Origin of the sequence: Parvibaculum sp. (genome assembly GCF_045863935.1) — a bacterium.
GTDB lineage: Bacteria > Pseudomonadota > Alphaproteobacteria > Parvibaculales > Parvibaculaceae > Parvibaculum.
On record NZ_BTVP01000075.1, the window covers coordinates 1 to 4942 of the forward strand.

Here is a 4942-nt window from a genome sequence, read left to right on the forward strand (position 1 = left end):
AAACAGGGAATCATCAATCAACGCCAGCCGCTACCCTCTTTTGCAGAGAAATCCCGAGGGGAGGGTGGGGAGAGAGAGGACGGACACAGCGAAGAGGGGACCGTGTCAGCCGTGAGCTTCCTCTTCGCCATGCGCCGGGCTCTTGCGCGCGACGAGGGCGGCGAGGGCTGCGAGGTTCGCTTCGGTTTCGGAGAGGTGCCATTCGTCGATGGCGGTCATGCGGTTAGCCGCATAATCGGCGCGCACGGCTTGCGCGAGGACGCGGTGGGTCTCCGCTTCGTCCATGTCCTCGTGCCAGCCATGGGATTCGAGCGTCCGCGACAGGCGCGCCTCGTAGACCGCGAGCGTTTCGCCGGGGGCGGATTTTTCGAACCAGACTTCACCCAGATGAGCCGCACTTTCAGGATCGGCGAGCAGCCGCACGAAGCGGGCCGCGCGTCCGGATGCGGTTTCGGGTTCCGCCAGGAAGAGGGCGGAGGGAATGGCGGCGGCGACGATGGCCGTACCCGCGAGCACGAGAAGCGTGCGGCGGCTCACACCCTCATGATGGGCGGCGCCATGATGTTCCGTCGACTGATGTTCTTCGTGTTCCATGACGTCTGACCTATTGGACGGCGGCGCTTTGCGCGAAGCGGCGCTTCAGGTGATCGGAGAGGCGGAGCGCCAGCGCGACGATGGTGAGTGTCGGATTGACGGTCGAGCCGGTCGGGAAGAGCGAGGAACCCGCGACGAAGAAATTGGACATGCCGTGGACGCGGCAATCGGCATCGACTACGCCGCGTTTCGGATCGGCCGCCATGCGCGTGGTGCCGAGATGATGGTTGCCCCAGCCTTCGGCTTCCGTCCATTCGTCGCGCTCGGGAAAGAGGACCTGCACGCGGCCCTCGCCCCAGCCGCCAAAGGCGCGGGCGACCGCTTCGAGATTGCCCCGGAGGCTGTCGGCGTCCGATTTCTTCAGTGCCCATGAAAGCCTGGTGCGCGGCAGCCCGAGCGCGTCCTTCTCGTGCGAAAGCGTGATGCGGCTTGCGGGGTTCGGCTCCTGCTCGGAAGCGCAGCCGACGCCGAGGCGCCAGCCGGCTTCGCCGGAGGCCGCAGGCGAAGAGGTGGTGCTGCGGGCGAGCTGGAGGACGCTGCGGAACATGCCGTCCTGGCGGGCGGCGGCCTCGGCCCTTGCCCGCTCTTCCTCGCTGCCGTCGGCGAGGGCCGCGTCCGGCGTTACCGGAATGGACCGGCTCGGCGCGAAGGTGATGACGGTGCCGAGGCGCTTCGTGCGGCGGAGATAGGCCTCGTTCATCAACAGGCAGCCGCGCATGACGACATTGCCCGCGGGCGTCACGACTTTCGTGTAGGTGCGGTACCAGGAGGCGACGAGATCGAGATCGGTGACGAGGAAGGTTGCGGGCGAGGGCACATGCGGGTGCTCCATGAAGAAGCGTCCGACGATGCCGTTGCGGTTGCCGAGGCCCGCTTTCTCCACGCTGTTGGAAAGGAGCAGCATCCTCGCATTCTCGATACCGCCCGTCGCCAGCACGCAGGCTTTCGGCTTCACCGTGAAGCGGACGCCCGAAAGCGTCTGAATATCGAGGCGCTCCACCTCGGCGCCGTTTTCGGTGGGCACGATTTCGGTCACGTTGCTGTGGAGGTAGCAGGCGACATTTTTCGCGCGCTCGATGTCCGGCCGGTACTTCTTTCCGAAGCGCGTGGGCGGGCTGTAGAGGAAGAAGCGCGTTTCGACCTCGCCGCCGGCAAGCGGCAGTGGCTTGCCGCCCTCTTCCCAGGCGGAGGCGTCGTCGAAGGCGGGCGAGCGGATCTGGCAGACCTCGCGGGCGCGCTCATAGAAGGGGTCGAGATCGGCGCGCGTGATGGGCCAGCCGGAATGGGCGACCCAGTCGCGTTCCTCGAAGTCGATCGGCTCGAAGGGACGGCACCAGCCGCCCCAGTGATTGGTGGTGCCGCCGAAATAGCGCAGGCGCGAGCTCGTGAGCGGGTAGTCGACCCCGACGCTCTCGCCCTCGTAGAGATCCTGGGTTTCCGGATCGAAGTCGAAGCCGCCGCTTTCGATCAGGGTGACGGAAATGCCGGTGCCCGCGAGTTCGCGGGCAATGGAAATGCCTGCCGCCCCCGCGCCGATGATCGCGAGGTCGGTTTCAACGACGGTTCCTTCCGGAACCTTGCGTCCGTCGATAAACATGGGATTTCAGGGTCTCCTGGGCGGGCTGCTTTTTCTATCATTCTTCATTGCCCGGATTCGTGCCCGAATTACGGCAAAGGAAGGGCGAGGCCGGGATTGAAGGCGGAATTCAGCCGATATCCGTGTGCGAAAAGTCATTTCCCTTATAGAGGAGCGGCATGTCGCGGGTTTTCGCGACGGCATAGGCGAAGCAGTCGCCCATGTTGAGCTGCGCGGGATGGCCCCGGCCCTTGCCGTAGCGCGAGAAGGCGAGAAGCGCTGCTTCCGCTTCGGCGCCGGCAATGCTTACGACTTCGATGCCGCCGGCTTCCAGAAACGCACGCACGTCGTCGCGGGCCTCCTCGACCGTAGCGTAGCGCTTGCGGCAAATGCCGAGCGCCGCTTCGAATATCGCGATTGCCGATGTCACTGGCGCATCGGCCGCTTCGATCCTGTCGGCCAATCTGTCCGCATCTTCCTCGGCGGTCAGAATGGCGACGATGGCCGAACTGTCGACGAACATCAGGCGTCCCCGCTCAAGTCGTCGTAGAACGCCTTGTCGGCGGCAAGGCCGGTCGAGGGCCGCGCCATGATGCGCTGTTGCAGCGGACGCAGCCGCTCCCGCAACGGCACGGCCTGGGTGGCGCGGTGCAACTCGTTTTCGAGCGCCAGACGCACGGCCTCGGTCTTCGTGGTCCGTTTGACCTTCGCCAGCTTTTCGGCCAGCTGGTTCACGTCTTCATTGCGGATGTTGAGAGGCATGGTGGTTCCGTTGTGATGACGTAAAGATAATAGTGTGTAGACGTGCTGAAAGCAAGGTTGCGAGTGGCTTGGCGCGTTGCCGAAACCACCGCCGGGACGCCGCGCTATCCTTGCGGTTTGGCGGAAAACGAGGACGTTTTCGGCTGGACCGGGCGGCGCGCTCCATGCGACGTTTCCTGCCAACAGGAATCCCCTTCCGGCCAAACGCCGCGGGGGCCGAAAGGCCCACCGACAAGACGGCGCGTTGCCGAGGGAGGGACGGCATCAAACGGAGGACGACCAATGAAAGATTATCTGAAATTCTACATCAACGGCCAGTGGGTGGACCCGGTCGAGCCGAAGACGCTCGAGGTGATCAACCCGGCGACCGAAGAGCCCTTCGCCCGCATCAGCATGGGTTCGGCGAAGGACGTGGACAAGGCGGTGGCCGCCGCGAAGGCCGCCTTCCCGAAATTCTCCACGACGACGAAGCAGGAGCGCATCGAGCTGCTGCAGTCGATCATGGCGGTCTACCAGAAGCGCTATGCCGACATCGCCGCCGCGATCACCGAGGAAATGGGCGCGCCGAAGGTGCTGTCCGAAAAGGCGCAGGCCGCGATGGGCATCGCGCATCTGAACACCAACCTCGAAATCCTGAAGAAGTACGAATTCGAGGAAGACAAGGGCCCGACGCGCATCGTGCGCGAGCCGGTCGGCGTGTGCGGTTTCATCACGCCCTGGAACTGGCCGATCAACCAGATCACCTGCAAGGTGGCGCCCGCGCTTGCCGTCGGCTGCACCATGGTGCTGAAGCCTTCGGAAGTGGCGCCGATCAACGCCTATATCTTCGCCGAAATCCTGCATGAAGCGGGCGTGCCGGCGGGCGTGTTCAACCTCATCAACGGTGACGGCCCCGGCGTCGGCGCGCCGCTCTCGGCGCATCCCGATGTCGACATGATGTCGTTCACCGGCTCGACGCGCGCGGGCATCCTCGTCTCGAAGGCGGCGGCCGACACGGTGAAGCGCGTGGCGCTCGAACTTGGCGGCAAGTCGGCGAACATCGTTCTCGACGATGCCGACCTGAAGAAGGCGGTGACGGGCTCGGTGTTCGGCATGATGTCGAATTCCGGCCAGTCCTGTAATGCGCCGTCGCGCATGCTCGTGCCGGCCTCGCGCCAGGACGAGGTGATCGCGATCGCGAAGGCGGCCGCCGAGAACGTCAAGGCGGGCGACCCGAACGCGGAAGGCACGGTGATCGGCCCCGTCGTTTCGGAAGTGCAGTTCAACAAGATCCAGGGCCTGATCCAGAAGGGCATCGAGGAAGGCGCGACGCTCGTCGCGGGCGGCCCCGGCCGTCCCGAAGGCGTCAACAAGGGCTACTATGTGCGCCCGACGATCTTTGCGAACGTCACCAACGACATGACCATCGCGCGCGAGGAAATCTTCGGGCCGGTGCTCGCGATCCTTCCCTACAAGGACGAGGAAGAAGCCGTCGCCATCGCCAACGACACGGTCTATGGCCTGTCGGGCTATGTGCAGGGCGAGCCGGAACACGCCAAGAAGGTGGCCGCGCGCCTGCGCACGGGCAATGTGCACCTCAACCTCGCGGGGCCGGACCTCAACGCGCCGTTCGGCGGCTACAAGCAGTCGGGCAACGGCCGCGAGTGGGGCGAGTTCGGCTTCGAGGAGTTCCTCGAGGTGAAGGCGGTGTTGGGGTACAACGCGGCGTAACAGACGTCCGGATTGATCCGGGTACGGAAAAGCCGGTGCGGGAAATCGCACCGGCTTTTTTGTTGGGGGATGTTCTGGGATTGAAGGAGGATGAGTAATGCAACTACGAAAAATTAGAAGAAGTAAGGGGGGTGACAGACGGGCATCTTGGGCTTGCCGCCATCTACAAGGTTTCGTCGACTGGGACAGCAACGCTTGTCGGGACGGGCTTTTGGGTGACAGAGGTCGGTCATTTGGTTACGGCTTGTGACGTGAGCCCCTGAACTTCCTCCAGATTTGAGTAGAGTCCGTCAATTGAAG

General features: G+C 64.3%; 5 protein-coding genes. 1 reads left to right on the forward strand and 4 read right to left on the reverse strand.

Annotation, left to right across the window (positions count from 1 at the left end; translation table 11 throughout):
- Positions 1-105 precede the first annotated feature (105 nt).
- The 4 genes from ACKUUH_RS17010 to ACKUUH_RS17025 form a co-directional block, all read right to left on the reverse strand.
- Positions 106-594: a hypothetical protein gene (locus ACKUUH_RS17010; protein ID WP_407951080.1), complete on the reverse strand. Its 489-nt coding sequence runs from the start codon at positions 592-594 to the stop codon at positions 106-108.
- A 10-nt stretch (positions 595-604) separates the two neighbouring features.
- Entirely contained in the window at positions 605-2191 is a 1587-nt protein-coding gene (locus ACKUUH_RS17015) for an FAD-dependent oxidoreductase (RefSeq protein ID WP_407951081.1), read from the reverse strand.
- Positions 2192-2300: 109 nt separating this feature from the next.
- On the reverse strand, positions 2301-2693 hold the full coding sequence (locus ACKUUH_RS17020; protein ID WP_407951082.1) for a type II toxin-antitoxin system VapC family toxin: 393 nt from the start codon (positions 2691-2693) through the stop codon (positions 2301-2303).
- Positions 2693-2932, reverse strand: a complete 240-nt coding sequence (locus tag ACKUUH_RS17025; RefSeq protein WP_407951083.1) for a type II toxin-antitoxin system VapB family antitoxin — start codon at positions 2930-2932, stop codon at positions 2693-2695. Before ACKUUH_RS17025 ends, ACKUUH_RS17020 begins: the two co-directional genes overlap by 1 nt.
- A 282-nt stretch (positions 2933-3214) precedes the next feature.
- On the opposite strand from ACKUUH_RS17025, the gene ACKUUH_RS17030 reads away from it, so the two are divergent.
- Positions 3215-4642, forward strand: a complete 1428-nt coding sequence (locus tag ACKUUH_RS17030) for an aldehyde dehydrogenase family protein (protein ID WP_407951084.1) — start codon at positions 3215-3217, stop codon at positions 4640-4642.
- The last annotated feature ends 300 nt before the right edge of the window (positions 4643-4942 follow it).